The organism is Aureimonas sp. SK2 (assembly GCF_029813115.1).
Classification (GTDB): Bacteria; Pseudomonadota; Alphaproteobacteria; order Rhizobiales; family Rhizobiaceae; genus Aureimonas.
The window spans coordinates 77,981-95,555 of sequence record NZ_JAPZDS010000003.1; the positions used below are offsets into that span (position 1 = coordinate 77,981).

The following is a 17,575-nucleotide window of genomic DNA, read 5'->3' on the forward strand; positions in this document are numbered from 1 at the left end:
CCCGTTCGCGCCCGCCCCGTTCCCCAGGACCGTCCGCTCATGGAAGTCGTTATCGTCGAATCGCCGGCCAAAGCGAAGACGATCAACAAATACCTCGGCAGCAACTACAAGGTGCTCGCCTCCTTCGGCCATGTGCGCGACCTGCCGCCCAAGGACGGCTCCGTGCGCCCGGACGACGACTTCGCCATGGACTGGGAGGTCGACAAGCCCTCGCAGAAGCGCCTGACCGAGATCGCGCAGGCCGTGAAGGGCGCCGACGGTCTGATCCTCGCGACCGACCCGGATCGCGAGGGCGAGGCCATCTCCTGGCATGTGCTGGAGGTGCTGCAGCAGAAGAAGGTCATTAAGGACAAGCCGGTCAGCCGCGTCGTCTTCAACGCCATCACCAAGAAGGCGGTGCTGGACGCGATGGCGAACCCGCGCGAAATCGACGTGCCGCTGGTGGACGCCTATCTCGCCCGCCGCGCGCTCGACTATCTCGTCGGCTTTACGCTCTCGCCGGTCCTGTGGCGGAAGCTTCCCGGCGCCCGCTCTGCCGGCCGGGTCCAGTCCGTCGCCTTGCGCCTCGTCTGCGACCGCGAGGCCGAGATCGAGCGGTTCAAGACCGATGAGTACTGGCAGATCGCGGCCCGGCTCTCGACCCCGCGGGGCGAGGACTTCACCGCGCGCCTCACCGCCTTCGACGGCGAGAAGCTGCAGCGCCTGTCGATCGGCAACGAGGCGCGCGCCTTCGCCATCCGCGACATGCTGAACGGCGCCTCCTTCAAGGCGGTGTCGGTCGAGGCGAAGCCGACGCGGCGCAACCCCTCGCCGCCGTTCACCACGTCGAGCCTCCAGCAGGCCGCGTCCGCCAAGCTCGGCTTCGGCGCCTCGCGCACCATGCAGATCGCCCAGCGTCTCTACGAGGGCATGGACATCGGCGGCGAGACGGTCGGCCTCATCACCTATATGCGAACCGACGGCGTGCAGATGGCGCCCGAAGCCATCGACGACGCTCGCAAGGCGGTGACCAAGACCTTCGGCGCCCGCTACGTGCCGGAGAAGCCGCGCTTCTATTCGACCAAGGCCAAGAACGCGCAGGAGGCCCACGAGGCCATCCGCCCGACGAGCTTCGACCGCCATCCGAAGGAGATGGAGAAGTTCCTGGATCGCGACCAGGCGCGCCTCTACGACCTGATCTGGAAGCGCGCGATCGCCAGCCAGATGGCCTCGGCCGAGATCGAGCGCACGACGGCCGAGATCGAGGCGACCGGAGCGGGACGCAAGGCGATGCTGCGCGCCACCGGCTCTGTGATCCGCTTCGACGGCTTCATCGGCGCGTATCAGGACCACCGCGACGATTCCAAGGCCCCGACCGAAGCGCCGGAGGAGGAGGACGAGAGCGCCCGCCTGCCCGAGATCGCGTCGGGCGACCCGCTGAAGCGGCTGTCGGTCGACCCGACCCAGCACTTCACCGAGCCCCCGCCGCGCTACTCCGAGGCTTCCCTCATCAAGCGGATGGAGGAACTCGGCATCGGGCGTCCCTCGACCTATGCCGCGACGCTTCAGACGCTGCAGGACCGCGAATACATCGTTCAGGACAAGCGCAAGCTCTTCCCCGATTCCAAGGGTCGGCTGGTGACGGCCTTCCTGCACAACTTCTTCGAGCGCTACGTCGAGTATGACTTCACGGCCGATCTCGAGGGCAAGCTCGACGGCATCTCGGCGGGCGAGCTCTCCTGGAAGGACGTGCTGCGCGAGTTCTGGCGCGACTTCTCGGCCCAGGTGGACGGGACCAAGGAACTGCGCGTCTCCGACGTGCTGGACGCCCTGAACGAAGAGCTCGCCCCGCTCGTCTTCCCCGACAAGGGCGACGGGACGGACCCGCGCGCCTGCCCGCGCTGCGGCGACGGACGGCTCAGCCTCAAGCTCGGCAAGTTCGGCGCCTTCGTCGGCTGCTCGAACTACCCCGAATGCGGCTTCACGCGGCAGCTCGGCTCCAACCTCCAGGCGGAGGGCGTCGAGGGCGACGGCGGGCTGAACGAGCCCAAGGAACTCGGCACCGACCCGGAGACGGGCGAGCCCGTGACCCTGCGCTCCGGACGCTTCGGACCTTACGTTCAGCGTGGCGAGGGCAAGGAGGCCAAGCGCTCGTCCCTGCCGAAGGGCTGGCAGGTGGCCGATATCGACTTCGAGAAGGCGCGACAGCTCCTGTCGCTGCCGCGCGAGGTCGGGCTCCATCCCGAGACCGGCAAGCCGATCCTGGCCGGCCTCGGCCGCTACGGGCCGTTCCTCCAGCACGACGGCGCCTATGCCAATCTCGAATCGATCGAGGACGTGCTGACGGTCGGCCTCAACCGCGCGGTCACGGTGATCGCCGAGAAGAAGGAGCGCGGCGGCCGCGGCCGCTCGACGCCGGCGGCGCTGGCGACGCTCGGCGAGCATCCGACGATCGGCGGGCCGATCACCGTGCGCGAAGGGCGTTTCGGGCCTTACGTCAACGCCGGCAAGGTCAACGCCACGCTGCCGCGCGGCAAGGACCCGGCCAGCGTGACGCTGGAAGAGGCGATCCAGATCCTCAACGAGCGCGCCGAGAAGACCGGAACCAAGGTTAAGAAGGCGCCGGCCAAGAAGACGGCCAAGGCCGCCAAGGCCGAAGGCGACGAGACGGCGGCCAAGAAGCCCGCCGCTCGGCGAACGGCGACAGCCAAGACGGGCGAGGCCAAGAAGCCCGCCGCAACCAAGAAGCCGGCCGCCAAGGCCAAGGCGAAGGCGGACTGAACGACATGGCAAGGCGAGCGAAACCCGGTGGAGAAACGCGCTCGCTGAGCCGGGAGGCGGTGCTTCGCTTCCTCGCCGAGAATCCCGGCCGCGCCACCAAACGCGACCTTGCCAAGGCCTTCGGCGTGAAGGGCGACGAGCGCTACGTCCTCAAGGACATCCTCGCCGACCTGCAGTCCGAGGGTGTCTTGGAAGGCGGGCGCAGGAGCTATCGCCGGCTTGGAGAGCTGCCGACCGTCGGCGTCCTCGAGATCCGCGCGCGCGACGCGGACGGGGGCCTCCTCGCCGACCCCGTCGGCTGGGACGAGGAGGAGCGCGGCCCCCGCCCCCGCTTCGCTCTGGCGGGCACGCAGTCCGGCCCGGCGGTCGGCATCGGCGACCGGGTTTTGGCTCAGCTTACCTATGCCGAAGACGACGAGGGCGCGAACGCCAAGGTCATCCGCAAGCTGGAGCGGCGCACGGCGCGCGCCATCGGCGTGTTCCGTAAGACGCCGGGCGGCGGCGGCCGCGTCGAGCCCGTGGAGCGGCGCCAGCTCGAATACATGATCCCGCCCGGCGCGACGCGCGGCGCGGAGGACGGCGACCTTGTGGAGGTCGAACCGGCCGAGCATCAGCGCCGCGGCCTCCCGACCGGCTCGATCGCCGACGTGATCGGCTCGATGGCGACCGAGCGCGCGATCTCCACCATCGCCCTCCACGCCCACTCGATCCCGCATGTCTTCCCGGACGCCGTTCTCACCGAGGCCGAGCGCGCCGGGCCGGCGACGATGGAGCATCGCGAGGACTGGCGCGACCTGCCCCTCGTCACCATCGACCCGCGCGACGCCAAGGACCACGACGACGCCGTGCACGCGCGGCCAGACGAGGACCCTGCCAATCCCGGCGGCTTCGTCGTCATCGTGGCGATCGCCGACGTCTCCTGGTACGTCCGCCCCGGCACCAAGCTCGACGCCGAGGCGCGCCTGCGCGGCAACTCGGTCTACTTCCCCGACCGCGTCGTGCCGATGCTGCCGGAGCGCATTTCCAACGACCTGTGTTCGCTGCGCGAAGGCGTCGATCGCCCCGCGCTCGCCGTCCGCATGGTCTTTGACGCGCAAGGCGAGAAGCGCAAGCACACGTTCTTCCGCATCATGATGCGCAGCCACGCCAAGCTCGCCTACGAGGAGGCGCAGGCCGCGATCGACGGGCGCGAGAACGGCGTCGCGCCGGAGATCCTCGACACCGTCCTGCGCCCGCTCTGGGCGGCCTATCGCACGCTGGTGACGGCGCGCAGCGAGCGCCAGCCGCTCGACCTCGACCTGCCGGAGCGCAAGATCCTCCTCAGCGGCGAGGGCAAGGTCGACCGCGTGATCGTGCCCGACCGGCTCGACGCCCATCGCCTCATTGAGGAGATGATGATCCAGGCCAATGTCGCGGCGGCCGAGACGCTCGAGCGGCAAAAGCAATCCCTGATCTATCGGGCGCACGATGCGCCCTCCATGGCCAAGATGGAGTCGCTGCGCGATTTCCTGCGCACGCTGGAACTGCCTCTGGCGAAGAGCGGCAACCTCAGGCCGGTCCATTTCAACGGCATCCTCAAGGCGGTGCGCGGCACCGAGCACGAGAGCCTCGTCAACGAAGTCGTGCTCCGCTCGCAGAGCCAGGCGAACTACTCGCCGGAAAATATCGGCCATTTCGGCCTGAACCTCATGCGCTATGCGCACTTCACCTCGCCGATCCGGCGCTACGCCGACCTCGTGGTTCACCGCGCGCTGGTCAAGGCGCTGGAACTCGGGCCTGGCGGCATCACGCGCGAGGAGGAGGTCGAGCTCGACCGGACCGCCGAGGAGATCAGCCAGGCCGAGCGCCGCGCCATGGCGGCCGAGCGCGACACGGTGGACCGGCTGATCGCCCAGCATCTGGCCGGGCGGATCGAGGAGGAGTTCGTCGGCCGCATCACGGGCGTCACCCGCGCCGGACTCTTCGTTCAGCTTCCGGCCTATGGGGCGGACGGGTTCGTTCCCATTTCCACCCTCGGCCGCGACTACTTCCACTATGACGAGGCCGCCCATACGCTGGTCGGCGAGCGCACGCGCCTCGGCTACCGGCTGGGCGACACGGTGGAGGTCCGGCTCGTAGAAGCGGCGCCGCTTTCCGGCGCCATGCGCTTCGAGATGCTGACCGAGGCGCGCGAGCTTCCGGGCACGACGGGCTCGTTCCACAAGACGCGTACCCGCAGCCGCCGCCCGGACCGCCCGTTCCGGGCCAAGAACGTGGCGGGCAAGGTGAGGAAGAAGCGATGAGCTCCGATTCCCAGCACACGGCGCCCGAGCGGCGCGACGTTCTGCCGGCCATGTGGCGCGGCTTTCGCATGCGCTGCCCCCATTGCGGCGAAGGCAAACTGTTCCGCGGCTTCCTGAAGAGCGTCGACCAGTGCGAGCGCTGCGGCGAGACCTATTCGCACCACCGCGCCGACGACCTGCCGCCCTATCTCACGGTCTTCATCGTCGGCCACATCGTGGTGGCGCTGTTCATGGGCGCGGAGACCTGGGGCGACCTGTCGCTCGCCGCCCATCTCGCAATCTGGATCCCCGTCACCCTGATCCTATCCCTGGTTCTCCTCCAGCCGCTTAAGGGCGCGACGATCGGCCTGCAATGGGCGATCCGGATGCACGGGTTCGGCGGCGCTCCGGCTGAAGCCGATCATTGAGCGGGGCGGCTCCGCGCGTTCGCATCCGGGACGCCGCGTCCCTCGTCCTGTTCGATCGGAGCGGCGGGCGCACGCGCTTCCTGATGGGGGTGCGCGCCAGCGGCCACCTTTTCATGCCCGGCCATCTCGTGTTTCCCGGCGGCCGCCTCGAAGCGTCGGACGTCGCGCTTGCCCGCCATCTGCCACTCGACGCGGCGGTGACGGAGCGGCTCATGCGCGGCAGCCCGAAGCTCGCGTCGCGCCGCCGGGCAGCGGCGCTCGCGCTCGCCGCCATTCGCGAGACGCAGGAGGAGACCGGGCTGCTCTTCGCCGAGCGCGGTGCCTCACCGCCGCTGCCGGATGCCTTCGCACCCTTCGCGCGGGCCGGCGCCGTGCCCTGCCCACGCGCTCTCGTGCCGCTCGCCCGCGCCGTCACGCCGCCCGGCATGCCGCGCCGTTTCGACGCCCGGTTCTTTCTGGCGCCCGCCGACTGTCTGCTGGAGCGGCCCGACCCGATCGCGCCGCCGTCCGACGAGTTCGAGACCGTCATATGGGTGGGATCGGAAGAGCTTAAGGCCTTTCGCGTCGCCGACATCACGCGACTCATCCTGGAAGCCGCCTTTGCCCGTATCGACGAGGGATCGCATGGAGACGTCTCGGCGCCGATTCCCTTCTTCCGCCGCCGCGGCCTGACGCACACGGTCGAGCATCTATGACGGCAGACGTTCAGGACCTTTCGGCCGGTGCCGGGCGCGAACGTATCGACTGGCCGGGTCTGATCGCCGCCATCGGGTCCATCGGCGCGGTCGGGCTGGCACTCGGCCTCGGACTGCCGCTGCTGAGCGTCGTCCTCGAGAATCGCGGCATCTCCAACACGATGATCGGCCTGAACACGGCGGTGGCGGGCGTCGCCTCCCTGCTGGCGGCGCCGGCCGTGATTCCCCTGGCGCGGCGGTTCGGCGTGCGCGGGACCATGTTCCTGGCGATCCTCGCCGGGGCCGCCTCGGCTGTCGGCTTCTATCTCCTCCAGCCGTTCTGGACGTGGTTCCCGCTGCGCCTCGTCTTCCACTTCTCCGTGACGCTGATGTTCATCCTGTCGGAGTTCTGGATCGGGTCGGTCTCGCCGCCCCACCGCCGCGGCCTGATCCTCGGCATCTACGCCACCGTCCTCGCGCTCGGCTTTGCCATCGGCCCGTTCCTGTTTTCCCTCGTGGGCAGCCGGGGCTTCCTGCCATTCGGCCTCGGGGCCGGCATGATCCTCCTGTCGGCGTTCCCGCTCCTCTTCGCGGGCCGGTCGGAGCCCGAACTGGAAGCGGAGCATCGGACGCCCTTTCACCGCTATCTCTGGGTCGTCCCGGCGGCGACGGGCGCGGTCCTGGTGTTCGGAGCGGTGGAATCGGGCGGGCTGGCGCTGTTTCCCATCTACGGCCTGTCGATCGGCTTCAGCGAAGGCGGGGCGGCGCGCCTGCTCACCGCCGTCGGGCTCGGCAGCGTGGCGCTCCAGATCCCGCTGGGCCTCCTCAGCGACCGGGTGCGGGACCGCCGGCACCTTCTCCTCGCATTCGCCGCGATCGGGCTCGCCGGCTCGCTGCTCCTGCCGCACCTGGAGACGAACTGGGTGCTCCTCGCGCTGGTGCTCTTCGTCTGGGGCGGCGTCGTGGCGGGCCTCTACACGGTCGGACTCGCCCATCTCGGCTCGCGCCTCAGCGGCGCGGATCTCGCGGCCGCCAACGCCGCCTTCATCTTCTGCTACTCGCTCGGCATGCTCGTCGGTCCGCAATCCCTCGGCCTGTCGATGGATCTGTTCGGCCCGAGCGGCTTCGCCTACGCGCTCGCGGTGTGTTTTCTGGCCTATCTCGTGACGATCGGGGCGCGCACCGTCGTGCGTCCCTCTTGACTTGAGCGCCGCCATGCGTAGTGTCCGCCGCGATAGTCGAGGCGGCTCGTCCGCCCCGTCGAGCATCGAGCCTGAACCCGGTCCGGTACTCGAATCTTCTCGAACCCCGAGTCCTGCATGCCCCGTGCGACGGTTGTCCATCGCACCGCCCGGCGCAGGATGCGACAATTGACAGACGGACGGACCGAAGACCATGGCCAAGGCAACGACCATCAAGATCAAGCTGCTGAGCACGGCGGATACCGGCTTCTTCTATGTGACCAAGAAGAACAGCCGCACCATGACCGACAAGCTCGTGAAGACCAAGTACGACCCGGTCGCGCGCAAGCACGTCGAGTTCCGCGAGACCAAGATCAAGTAAGCCCAAACCGGCTTCGACGATGTCGCAGCGCCGCCCTTCGGGGCGGCGTTTTGCGTTGGGCGATCGTCTCACGCCGGCTGCGCAAGTCCGGCCATGATAGAGGCGATGGGAGATCGGCGGGATAAGTGGCCGGCCGGCGATCGGGTCACGGTACGAGGAAACCGTTGAAGACCAGATGCCGGCCGACCGCCCCACGGGACCCAGGAGATGCGGCGGACCTGAGCATTCCATGGGGAAACTGGAAGGGAGAAGCTTGCCTGCGCCCTTTTTCCCACGCCCCTAGACTTGCCGAGAATCGTTCGGGAATCAATCCGAACGACAAAATGCCGACGTGATCTTTTCATGAATGGTTAACCTTGCGGCCGAGTCCGGCGCGCTAAGGTCGAGCGGTCCGCGAAGACTCGTCAGGACTCGCCGAGGAACGACTTGATCGTCTCGATGAACTTGGTGACGGAGATCGGCTTCGAGATATAGGCCTCGCACCCGCCCTGCCGGATGCGCTCCTCGTCACCCTTCATGGCGAAGGCCGTCACGGCGATGACGGGGATGCGCTTGAGATCCGGGTCGGCCTTCAGCATCTGCGTGACCTCGAGGCCAGAGATTTCCGGAAGCTGGATGTCCATCAGGATCAGGTCCGGCTGGCTTTCGCGCGCGAGGTCCATGGCGGTCAGGCCGCTGCGGGTCTGGACGGTGCGGTAGCCATGGGCCTCGATGAGGTCGCGGAAGAGCTTCATGTTGAGCTCGTTGTCCTCGACGATCATGACGGTCTTGGTCATTGTCGCAACCTTCCTGGCAGAATCCAGTCGCTTCCGCTCCTGTACCGGTTCGCAAAAGTACCCGACATTTGATTTAACAAAGGTGGAAATGCATCACCCAGGCGTGAGAGACATCATCATGGTTAAAAAAGGCTTCGGGATGGATCCTCCGTCGGAAGATCATGCGTCTTCCTTAGCGATCGATGCCCTGTCGTTCGTGGCGGCCGACACGGTCCTGTTCAACCGGTTCCTCCGCCTGACGGGACTGGAACTGGAGAACTTGCGTGCCGCCGCCGGCGAGCCGGCTTTCCTCGCCGGGGTGCTCGATTTCGTCATCGCGGACGAGGCGACGCTGATCGATTTCGCGACCGAAGCCGGCGTCGAGCCGCAGGCCGTGGTCGCCGCACGCCGGGCGCTCGGCACGGACTACGCCGAGTCCTTCTCTTGACGAAGTCTGCGCCCGTGACGCGCGGACCTTCACCGGCCGAAATCGAGCGGCGGCACGCTGGCCTCGCGATCCTCGATGTCGACGAGGTCGTGCTGCACTTCATCGCCCCCTTCTGCGAGCTGCTGGCCGAGTACGGCGCGCGCCTCCACTTCGACAGCTTCCGGCTCACGGGCAACGTGCGCTCGATCTCCACCGGCGCCGCGCTGACGGGGCACGAGCTCGACGGCGTGACCGAGCGGCTCTACGCCGAGCAGGAGCGGCGGCAGGCCCCGGTGGAGGGCGTCGCGCCGGCCCTGCGGCGGCTGTCGGAGACGGCCGATATCGTGTTCCTGACGGCGATGACGCCTTCGTTCTACGACCATCGGCGACGTCTCCTCGACGCGGCCGGTTTGCCCTATCCGATGATCGCGACGGAGCGCTCCAAGGGCGGACTCGTCGCGGAACTGGCCGAGCGCCAAGACGGTCCCGTCGCCTTCGTGGACGACCTGCCTCCGAACCTCGAAGGCGTCCGCCGCAGCCTGCCGCGCGCCCATCTCGTGCACTTCATGGCCAATGCCGAGTTCCGCCCGCACCTGCCGCCCATGCCGCCTGGCACGCTGCGTGCGGACGACTGGACGGGCCTGGAGGCGATCCTCGCCGACATCCTAGGCGATGGGGCGACGGTCGAGGACAAGTAGGGGCGCTGAGACGCGCCCCGCTTCGTTGGATCAGGCGAGCTCGACGTTGACGACGCCGGGCGCGGCCTTGATGGCGCTGGCGATCTGCGGCGAGACGCGGAAGCGACCTTCGAGGTCGATCTCGACCTCCCGCTCGCCGTCGTTGCGCAGCAGGATCAGCGAGACCTGGCTTTCGCCGCCGGGCTTCAGATGGGCCATGATCGCCGGCCAGGGCTTCGAGTCGCGCAGGGTGACGCGAAGCGCCTTCTGCATCTTTTCCGCCTCGCCCTCCAGCGACTGGACGGCGGAGGCCCGCAGCGAGATGCCCTCCGGGCGGTCCTCGGCCGAGACGGTGACGATGACCGAGGCGCCGGGCTCCAGCATGTCGCGGAAGTGGATCAGCGTCTCGGTGAAGAGCACGACCTCGTACTGGCCGGTGGAATCGGACAGCTGCACGATGCCGATCTTGCCGCCGCTCTTGGTCTTGCGCTCCTGGCGCGAGGTCACCGTGCCGGCGAGGCGCCCCGCCGTCTGGCCCCGGCGCACGCCCGCGACCACCTCGGCATAGGACTGCACCTTCAGGCGCTTCAGCGCGGCCTTGTACTCGTCCAGCGGATGGGCCGAGAGGTAGAAGCCGATCGCCTGGAACTCCTTCAGGAGTCGCTCGGCCGAGGTCCAGCCCTGCACCTCGACGAGGCGCAGCGGCTCAGGCCCGGCGTTGGCGCCGCCGAACATGTCGTGCTGGCCGGAGGTGCGGCCGGTCTGCGCCAGCGCCGCATAGCCCGCCAGCCGCTCGAGATTGCCGCAGAGGCGCGCGCGGTCGTGGCCGAAGCAGTCGAGCGCGCCGGCGCAGATCAGATGCTCCAGCGTCCGCTTGTTGACGATCTTCGGGTCGATGCGCGCGAAGAAGTCCTCCAGGCTCTGGAAGTCCCCGCCGTCTTCCCGGCGCTCCACGATGTGCTCGACCGCCTGTTCGCCGACGCCCTTGATGGCCGCGAGCGCATAGATGATCTTGCCGTCCCGGACCTCGAAGGCTTTGTACGAGGTCTGAACGGAGGGCGGAACGACCTCGATGCCCAGCCGCTTGGCGTCGAGGCGGAAGTCGTTGAGCTTGTCGGTGTTGCCCATGTCGAGCGTCATGGAGCCCGCCAGGAACTCCACGGGATAATTCGCCTTGAGATAGGCGGTCTGGTAGGACACCAGCGCATAGGCGGCCGCGTGGCTCTTGTTGAAGCCGTAGTCGGCGAACTTGGCCAGAAGGTCGAAGATCGTGTTGGCCTGCGCCTTCTTGATGCCGCCCCGCTCGCAGCCCTCGACGAAGCGCACGCGCTGGACGTCCATCTCGGCGCGGATCTTCTTGCCCATGGCGCGGCGCAGGAGATCGGCCTCGCCGAGCGTATAGCCCGACAGGACCTGGGCGATCTGCATCACCTGTTCCTGGTAGACGATGACGCCTTGCGTCTCGCGCAGGATGGGCTCGATCTTCTCGTGGATGATCTCGACCTCTTCCTCGCCGTGCTTGCGCGCGTTGTAGACGGGGATGTTCTCCATCGGGCCGGGGCGATAGAGCGCGACGAGGGCGATGATGTCCTCGAAGCAGTCGGGCCGCATGCCGATCAGCGCCTTGCGCATGCCGACCGATTCCACCTGGAAGACGCCGACCGTCTCGCCGCGCGTCAGGAGCTGGTAGGTCGCAACGTCGTCGAGCGGCAGCGCGCCGAGGTCGATGTCGATGCCGCGGCGGGCGATCAGATCGACCGCGGTCTTCAGCGTCGTCAGCGTCTTGAGGCCGAGGAAGTCGAACTTCACGAGGCCCGCCTGCTCCACCCATTTCATGTTGAACTGGGTGACCGGCATGTCGGAGCGCGGATCGCGATACATCGGCACCAGCTTCGACAGCGGCCGGTCGCCGATCACGATGCCGGCGGCATGGGTCGAGGCGTGGCGGTAGAGGCCTTCGAGCTTCAGCGAGATGGCGAGGAGGCGATCGACCACCTCCTCGGCCTTGCGCGCTTCCTGGAGGCGCGGCTCGTCCTCCAGAGCCTGGGCGAGCGTCACCGGGTTCGCCGGGTTCTGCGGCACGAGCTTGCAGAGCTTGTCGACATGGCCGTAGCTCATCTCGAGCACGCGGCCGACGTCGCGCAGCACGGCGCGGGCCTGCATCGAGCCGAAGGTGATGATCTGGGCGACCTGCTGGCGGCCGTACTTCTCCTGGACGTAGCGGATCACCTCCTCGCGCCGGTCCTGGCAGAAGTCGATGTCGAAGTCGGGCATCGACACGCGGTCGGGATTGAGGAAGCGCTCGAAGAGGAGCGCGAAGCGCAAGGGGTCGAGGTCGGTGATGGTGAGCGAGTAGGCCACCAGCGAACCCGCGCCCGAGCCGCGACCCGGGCCGACGGGGATGCCGTTGGCTTTCGCCCACTTGATGAAGTCCGACACGATCAGGAAGTAGCCGGGGAACTTCATCCGCTCGATGACGGAGAGCTCGAACTCCAGACGCTCGCGATAGATCTCGACGGTCTGGCCGGGTGCCGGACCGTGGGCGGCGAGGCGCGCCTCCAGCCCCTCCTCCGCCTGGCGGCGAAGCTCGGCGGCCTCGGCCAGCTCCGCCTCAGCGGCGTCGGCATCCGCACCGGCGAAGCGCGGCAGGATCGGCTTTCGGGTGCGCACGCGATAGGCGCAGCGCCGCGCGATCTCGACCGTGTTCTCCAGCGCCTCCGGCAGGTCGGCGAAAAGCTCGACCATCTTGTCCTGGCTCTTCAGGCAATGATCGGGCGTCAGGCGACGCCGGTCCTCGTGACTAACGAGGCGGTTGGAGGCGACGGCGATCAGGGCGTCGTGGGCGTCGAAATCCTCGTCGCAGAAGAAGAAGGGCTCGTTGGTGGCGACGAGCGGCAGGCCGAGCTCGTAGGCGAGCGAGACCGTCTCGTGCTCCGTGCGCCGTTCGCGTCCGCCGTGGCGCTGCAGCTCGACATAGAGCCGGTCGCCGTAGAGCGCGGCGAGCTTCTCCAGCCGGGCGCGGGCGAGACCGCCCTGGCCCGCCGCGATGGCCGCCCCGATCGGCCCGAGCGGGCCGCCGGACAGGACGATCAGCCCTTCGGTGCGCCCTTCCAGCCAGGCCACCGGCACATGCGGGCGCACGTTGCCGTCGTGCGCGAGATAAGAAAGCGAGACGATCTCGACGAGATTCTCGTAGCCGCGCTCCGTCGCCGCGATGAAGGCGATCGGGGCCGAGGGACCGAAGCCCGAGCGGTCGCGCGGGTTGACCTCGGCATCGGCGAAATCGACTTCGAGCTGGCAGCCGATGATCGGCTGGATGCCGGATTTGGCCGCCTTCTCCGAGAACTCCAGCGCGCCGAAGAGATTGTTGGTGTCGGCGATGCCGATGGCCGGCGCGCCGTCGCCCTTGGCGAACTTGACGATCTGGTCGATCCGCAACGCACCTTCGAGGAGGGAGAAGGCGCTGTGAACCCGAAGGTGGACGAAACGCGGCGGCGCGATCGGTTCGAGCTGGTCGGACACGGCGATCTCCTCGATCGTCGGCGCGTCGTCCTCGGACAACTCGCCGACCGGCCGGAGGTAGCCGATGTCGTCGTAGAACGACTCGGGTGCCCTCTCGGCGTCAGAAGATTCGTCAGTGTTCCAATCCATAGGGCGGAGTCCAGCCTCGGAATTCGGGATGGACCCGCCCCCGAGGACCCATCCCCAGATAAGATCAGAGAATGTGGATCACCAGCGCGAAGCTTCCGAAGAAGAGCGAGAGAGCGGTCAGCGAAGCGAGTTCCTTCAGGATCAGCATGTCGTTCCCCTTTCGTTCCTATGTTCCTTTTTTGTTCCATCGGGGTCGGGAGATCAAGGGGGGACGGCGCATATGGTGAAAGTTTTCTGAAAACTGGAACGGACGCGCGAAAGCGCCCGCACCGCTGATCGCGGCCGGGGTGATGGCGTGGTTCCGTCTTGTGCCGCCGTTCCTCGGAACGGGCGACGGGCCGCCGGAGGCGAACCTCCGTGGGTATGCGATAGAAGTGGTCCGCCTCCGGCGACCCGCGCGGTGGTTGCGGTTCCGGACCGGGATGCGAAGCCGGCCCTGGCCTTTTGTTCGGGGATTACGCAGGGCGTCTCGGCCCGATCTGGCGGCGGTCTGTCACCCCGCTTGCCTTGGGCTGTCTCCAACGCCGAGTTGTCGAAGAGCCGCCTCGTTTTGGGCAGCCAACCCCCATGTGCCGATAGGAACCGTCCGGGCCACGCCTCCTCCGGCAGGAGACGCATCGCGGACACCGCTCGCCACCCCTCCGAACGATCCGGTGATCATTCGCGCCCATTCGATGGGGGGCGATGGGAAGAGGTTAGGCGAGGCGCGGGAGGGCGGGGATAGAACGAGATTAAGTTTCAGCTTTTCCTGGGCTAAGCCGTCGGCCGAGCTGGAGGGAATTCTTCCGTCAGAGGCGTCTGGCATTGGCGGCGAGAAGCGCTTCCATCGTCTTCTCGCGAAAGCGTCGCATCGGGGCCGCATCGCCTTCCGCGCGCATTCGCACGGCGGCGCCCTCGTAGGCGTCGATGATAGCATCGGACAGAGCCACCGTGTCGGCCGTCGGCGCCAGCTCGCCGAACGCTCTCGCCTCGTCGAGAAGGCTCGTCATGTCGGAGCGCCAGTCGGCGAAGGCGGATTTCAGCCGCGCTCTCAAGGCCTCGCTGTGCGGGGCGCTGGTCTGCGACAGGACGCCGTAAAGGCACCCCGCCGTTTCGCCGGGCTGCTCCCCCTTGGCCTCCAACGCCTCGAAGTATCGCCGCATCCGCTGCAGCGGCGAGCCGGAGGATTCGAAGGCCGCCCGCCGAATCGCCTGGTATCGTGCCGCATAGGCATCGATCACCGCGATCGCATAGGCCTCCTTGCTCGGAAAGAAATTGTAGAAGGAGCCCTTCGGGACGCCCGCGCCTGAGAGGATGGGCTGAATCCCGATCCCTTCGAAGCCTCGCGCCAGAAAGGCTTTGACGCCTTCCTCAATCAGGATCTCGCGTGTGTCTCTTTTGGCCATACCAAAAAATAGACTGGTCGTCTTGGATAGTCAACGCTACCATTAGACCGGTCGTCTTAGATTCGTGGAGGAGAAGCATGCACGCAGTTACGCATCGACGCAGGTACAGGCTCCTGCTCGTAACGGTTGCGGCTCTTCTCTGGAGCTTGGCCGGCCTTTTCGTGCGCCTGATCGATCTACCGGTCTGGGATCTGATTTTCTGGCGATGCGCCTTCGCCGGAGCGGCACTTTTCGCGATCTCGATCTTGAGGCCTTCGCCGGGTGCGACGTTCGGTTGGATAGGGGTCGGCGCCTCGATCCTCGCGGCCGTCACAATGGCCGCCTATGCCGCCTCGTTGACATTGACGAGCGTGGCGAACGTCCTCATCGTCTACGCCACCCTTCCCTTCATGACCGCCGGCCTTGCCTGGATCCTGCTGAAGGAGCGCTGTACGGCGCGAATGCTCGTAGCCAGCGCCGTGTCGCTGGCGGGTGTCGTGCTGGTCGCTGGCCAGTCGCTTCGGTTGGCGGATTTGGCGGGGAACGGGCTCGCGGTCGTGATGACCGTCACTTTTGCCGGGCTTCTCGTCATGACACGCCGCTTCGGCCGTCTCCACCTGACGCGGGTCAATGCCGTTGCCGCGTGTCTCTGCGTCCTCGTGGCGGCTCCGCTCGTCTCGGGCACGGTGCCCGACCCCAGGACCCTTCTGTTTGCCGCCGGACTTGGCATCCTGACGACGGCCCTGTCCTTCCTACTGTTCCTGGAAGGGGGACGTCACATTCCGTCCACGGAAGCGGCGCTCATATCGCTGCTCGACGTGGTGCTGGGTCCGCTCTGGGTGTGGCTTGTAATCTCGGAGCGCCCGGGCATGGGAGCGCTCGTGGGAGGCGCCATCGTTCTGGCCGCCGTGATCTGGTACCTCAGCCCGGGTCTCGGACGGCAGCGGGATGTCACGGTTTCAGCGCCGTGTGGCGCGACGCACGCCTGCGTGGACAGCCGGACACGCGCGTCATGACTGGGCGCGGCGCGGGCTAGCGGAGGAGCGATGGACCCGCCCCCTACCCCAGCACGTGGTCCACGATCTTTCCGCCCTTGAGCGTCACCGCGCGGTCCATGCGGCGGGCGAGGTCGTGATTGTGGGTCGCGATCAGGGCCGCGACGCCGGACTGGCGGACGAGGGCCGTCATGGCCTCGAAGACGTAGGACGAAGTCGAGGGGTCGAGGTTGCCGGTGGGCTCGTCGGCGAGGAGCACATAGGGATTGTTGGCGACGGCGCGGGCTATGGCCACGCGCTGCTGCTCGCCGCCCGACAGCTCGGCCGGGCGATGCGTGACCCGCTGGCCGAGGCGCATGTATTCGAGCAGCATCCGCGCCCGGTCTGACGCGACCTTGTGGGGCAGGCCGCGGATGAGCTGCGGCAGCATCACGTTCTCCAGCGCCGAGAACTCGGGCAGGAGGTGGTGGAACTGGTAGACGAAGCCGATGGAGGAACGGCGCATCTCGGTGCGGCCGGCGTCGTCCAGGCCGGCGCAGGAGGTGCCGTTGACGAAGACGTCGCCGCCGTCGGGCTTCTCCAGGAGGCCGGCGATGTGAAGGAGCGTCGACTTGCCGGCGCCGGACGGGGCGACGAGCGCGACCATCTCGCCGGCGCCGATCTCCATGTCGGCCCTGTCGAGGATCGTCAGACGGGTCTCGCCCTGGCTGTAGTGCCGCTCGACCTCCGTCAGGCGAAGAGAGGGATTCGTGCTCATTCGTAGCGCAGCGCCTCGACCGGATCGAGCTTCGAGGCCTGCCAGGATGGGAAGATCGTGGCGAGGAACGACAGGCCGATGGCCATGGCGACCACGGTGACGACCTCGCTCGGGTCGATCTCGGCCGGCAGGCGCGACAGGAAGTAGAATTCCGGGTTGAAGAGCGTGGTGCCGGACACCCAGGAGAAGAACTGCCGGAGGTTCTCGATGTTGAGGCAGAAGAGCGTGCCGAGTACGAAGCCGGCGAGCGTGCCGGCGACCCCGATCGAGGCGCCGGTGATCAGGAAGACGCGCATGATCGAGCCCCGCGTCGCGCCCATCGTGCGCATGATGGCGATGTCGCGGCCCTTGTCCTTCACCAGCATGAAAAGGCCGGAGATGATGTTCAGCGCGGCGACCAGCACGATCAGCGTCAGGATGATGAACATGACGTTCCGTTCGACCTCCAGCGCCGAGAAGAAGCTCTCGTTCATGCGCTGCCAGGTGACGGTGTAGTTCGGGCGTCCGGCGGCCTGCTCGATCGCGGCCTGGATCGAGGCGACCTGATCGGGATTGTCGAGGAAGATCTCGATCGACTGCGCCTTATCCTCCGAGTTGAAGAAGAGCTGCGCCTCCGACAAGGGCATGTAGACATAGGACGCGTCGTATTCCGAGAGGCCGATCTCGAAGATCGCGACCACCGGATAGGCCTTCACGCGCGGGGTGACGCCGAGCGGGGTGACGTCGCCTTCGGGCGACACGAGCGTGATCGAGGCGCCCAGCGTCAGGCCGAGGGATTCGGCCAGCCGCGAGCCGATGGCCACGCCCTGGCTCGTGTCGAAATGGTCGATCGAGCCGAGCTGGATGTTGCTCGAGACAGGCGTCAGCTTCTGGAGGTCGGCGCCACGCACGCCCTTGACCAGTGCGCCGGTGGAGGTCGAGCCTGCGCCGGTCGCCAGCACCTGACCCTGAACGAGGGGCATCGTGTAGGCGACGCCCGGCACGCCCGCGACGCGTTGGGCCACCGCGTCGTAGTCGGTCAACGGCGTGTCGATCGGCTGCATGATCACATGGCCGTTCACGCCGAGAATGCGGGTCAGGAGTTCGCCGCGAAACCCGTTCATCACCGACATGACGATGATGAGCGCGGCGACGCCCAGCATGATGCCGATGAAGGAGAAGCCGGCGATCACCGACACGCCCGCGTCGCGGCGTCGCGAGCGCAGGTAGCGGCCCGCGATCATCCACTCGAAGCGCGAGAAGGGGCGGGTCTTGCCCGGCGCC

General features: G+C 67.6%; 14 protein-coding genes. 9 read left to right on the plus strand and 5 right to left on the minus strand.

Translation table 11 applies throughout. The features are described from left to right. Positions 1-39 precede the first annotated feature (39 nt). The 6 genes from topA (at position 40) to rpmG (ending at position 7,686) form a co-directional block, all read left to right on the plus strand. Positions 40-2,760, plus strand: coding sequence for a type I DNA topoisomerase (gene topA / locus O5O54_RS05125; protein WP_279479567.1), 2,721 nt, complete (start codon positions 40-42; stop codon positions 2,758-2,760). Between the two features lie 5 nt (positions 2,761-2,765). Beyond that, positions 2,766-5,042 carry a ribonuclease R gene (gene rnr, locus O5O54_RS05130; RefSeq protein WP_279479569.1) on the plus strand — a complete coding sequence of 759 codons (2,277 nt, stop codon included), beginning with the start codon at positions 2,766-2,768 and terminating at the stop codon, positions 5,040-5,042. After that, the gene (locus O5O54_RS05135) at positions 5,039-5,449 is read left to right on the plus strand and encodes a DUF983 domain-containing protein (RefSeq protein WP_279479570.1); all 411 of its coding nucleotides are present in this window, start codon (positions 5,039-5,041) and stop codon (positions 5,447-5,449) included. The genes rnr and O5O54_RS05135 overlap by 4 nt, the downstream gene beginning before the upstream one ends. Next, positions 5,446-6,144 carry an NUDIX hydrolase gene (locus O5O54_RS05140; RefSeq protein WP_279479573.1) on the plus strand — a complete coding sequence of 233 codons (699 nt, stop codon included), beginning with the start codon at positions 5,446-5,448 and terminating at the stop codon, positions 6,142-6,144. The genes O5O54_RS05135 and O5O54_RS05140 overlap by 4 nt, the downstream gene beginning before the upstream one ends. Continuing rightward, positions 6,141-7,325, plus strand: coding sequence for an MFS transporter (locus O5O54_RS05145; protein ID WP_279479575.1), 1,185 nt, complete (start codon positions 6,141-6,143; stop codon positions 7,323-7,325). Before O5O54_RS05140 ends, O5O54_RS05145 begins: the two co-directional genes overlap by 4 nt. Before the next feature lie 193 nt (positions 7,326-7,518). Then, entirely contained in the window at positions 7,519-7,686 is a 168-nt protein-coding gene (gene rpmG, locus O5O54_RS05150; protein WP_119538359.1) for a 50S ribosomal protein L33, read from the plus strand. 404 nt (positions 7,687-8,090) lie between these two features. Here rpmG and O5O54_RS05155 read toward each other — a convergent pair whose 3' ends face one another. Further along, a complete protein-coding gene (locus tag O5O54_RS05155; RefSeq protein ID WP_279479578.1) occupies positions 8,091-8,462 on the minus strand; it encodes a response regulator in 372 nt (123 codons plus the stop codon). Here O5O54_RS05155 and O5O54_RS22340 point away from each other — a divergent pair. After that, positions 8,446-8,889, plus strand: coding sequence for a DUF3572 domain-containing protein (locus tag O5O54_RS22340; RefSeq protein ID WP_347814869.1), 444 nt, complete (start codon positions 8,446-8,448; stop codon positions 8,887-8,889). The genes O5O54_RS05155 and O5O54_RS22340 overlap by 17 nt on opposite strands. After that, the gene (locus O5O54_RS05165; protein WP_279479580.1) at positions 8,886-9,566 is read left to right on the plus strand and encodes a hypothetical protein; all 681 of its coding nucleotides are present in this window, start codon (positions 8,886-8,888) and stop codon (positions 9,564-9,566) included. The genes O5O54_RS22340 and O5O54_RS05165 overlap by 4 nt, the downstream gene beginning before the upstream one ends. 30 nt (positions 9,567-9,596) lie before the next feature. Here O5O54_RS05165 and dnaE read toward each other — a convergent pair whose 3' ends face one another. Both dnaE and O5O54_RS05175 read right to left on the minus strand, forming a co-directional pair. Next, positions 9,597-13,196 (minus strand): DNA polymerase III subunit alpha, encoded by a 3,600-nt coding sequence (gene dnaE / locus O5O54_RS05170; RefSeq protein ID WP_279479582.1) that lies wholly within the window; start codon positions 13,194-13,196, stop codon positions 9,597-9,599. 788 nt (positions 13,197-13,984) lie between these two features. Next, the gene (locus O5O54_RS05175; RefSeq protein ID WP_279479583.1) at positions 13,985-14,581 is read right to left on the minus strand and encodes a TetR family transcriptional regulator C-terminal domain-containing protein; all 597 of its coding nucleotides are present in this window, start codon (positions 14,579-14,581) and stop codon (positions 13,985-13,987) included. A 77-nt stretch (positions 14,582-14,658) separates the two neighbouring features. Between O5O54_RS05175 and O5O54_RS05180 the strand changes: the two genes are divergently transcribed. Next, complete coding sequence (locus O5O54_RS05180; RefSeq protein WP_279479585.1) at positions 14,659-15,576, plus strand: DMT family transporter; 918 nt, start codon at positions 14,659-14,661, stop codon at positions 15,574-15,576. A gap of 43 nt (positions 15,577-15,619) precedes the next feature. Here O5O54_RS05180 and O5O54_RS05185 read toward each other — a convergent pair whose 3' ends face one another. Both O5O54_RS05185 and O5O54_RS05190 read right to left on the minus strand, forming a co-directional pair. Continuing rightward, positions 15,620-16,312: an ABC transporter ATP-binding protein gene (locus O5O54_RS05185; protein ID WP_279479587.1), complete on the minus strand. Its 693-nt coding sequence runs from the start codon at positions 16,310-16,312 to the stop codon at positions 15,620-15,622. After that, the gene (locus O5O54_RS05190) at positions 16,309-17,535 is read right to left on the minus strand and encodes a lipoprotein-releasing ABC transporter permease subunit (protein ID WP_279479917.1); all 1,227 of its coding nucleotides are present in this window, start codon (positions 17,533-17,535) and stop codon (positions 16,309-16,311) included. Before O5O54_RS05190 ends, O5O54_RS05185 begins: the two co-directional genes overlap by 4 nt. Positions 17,536-17,575 lie beyond the last annotated feature (40 nt).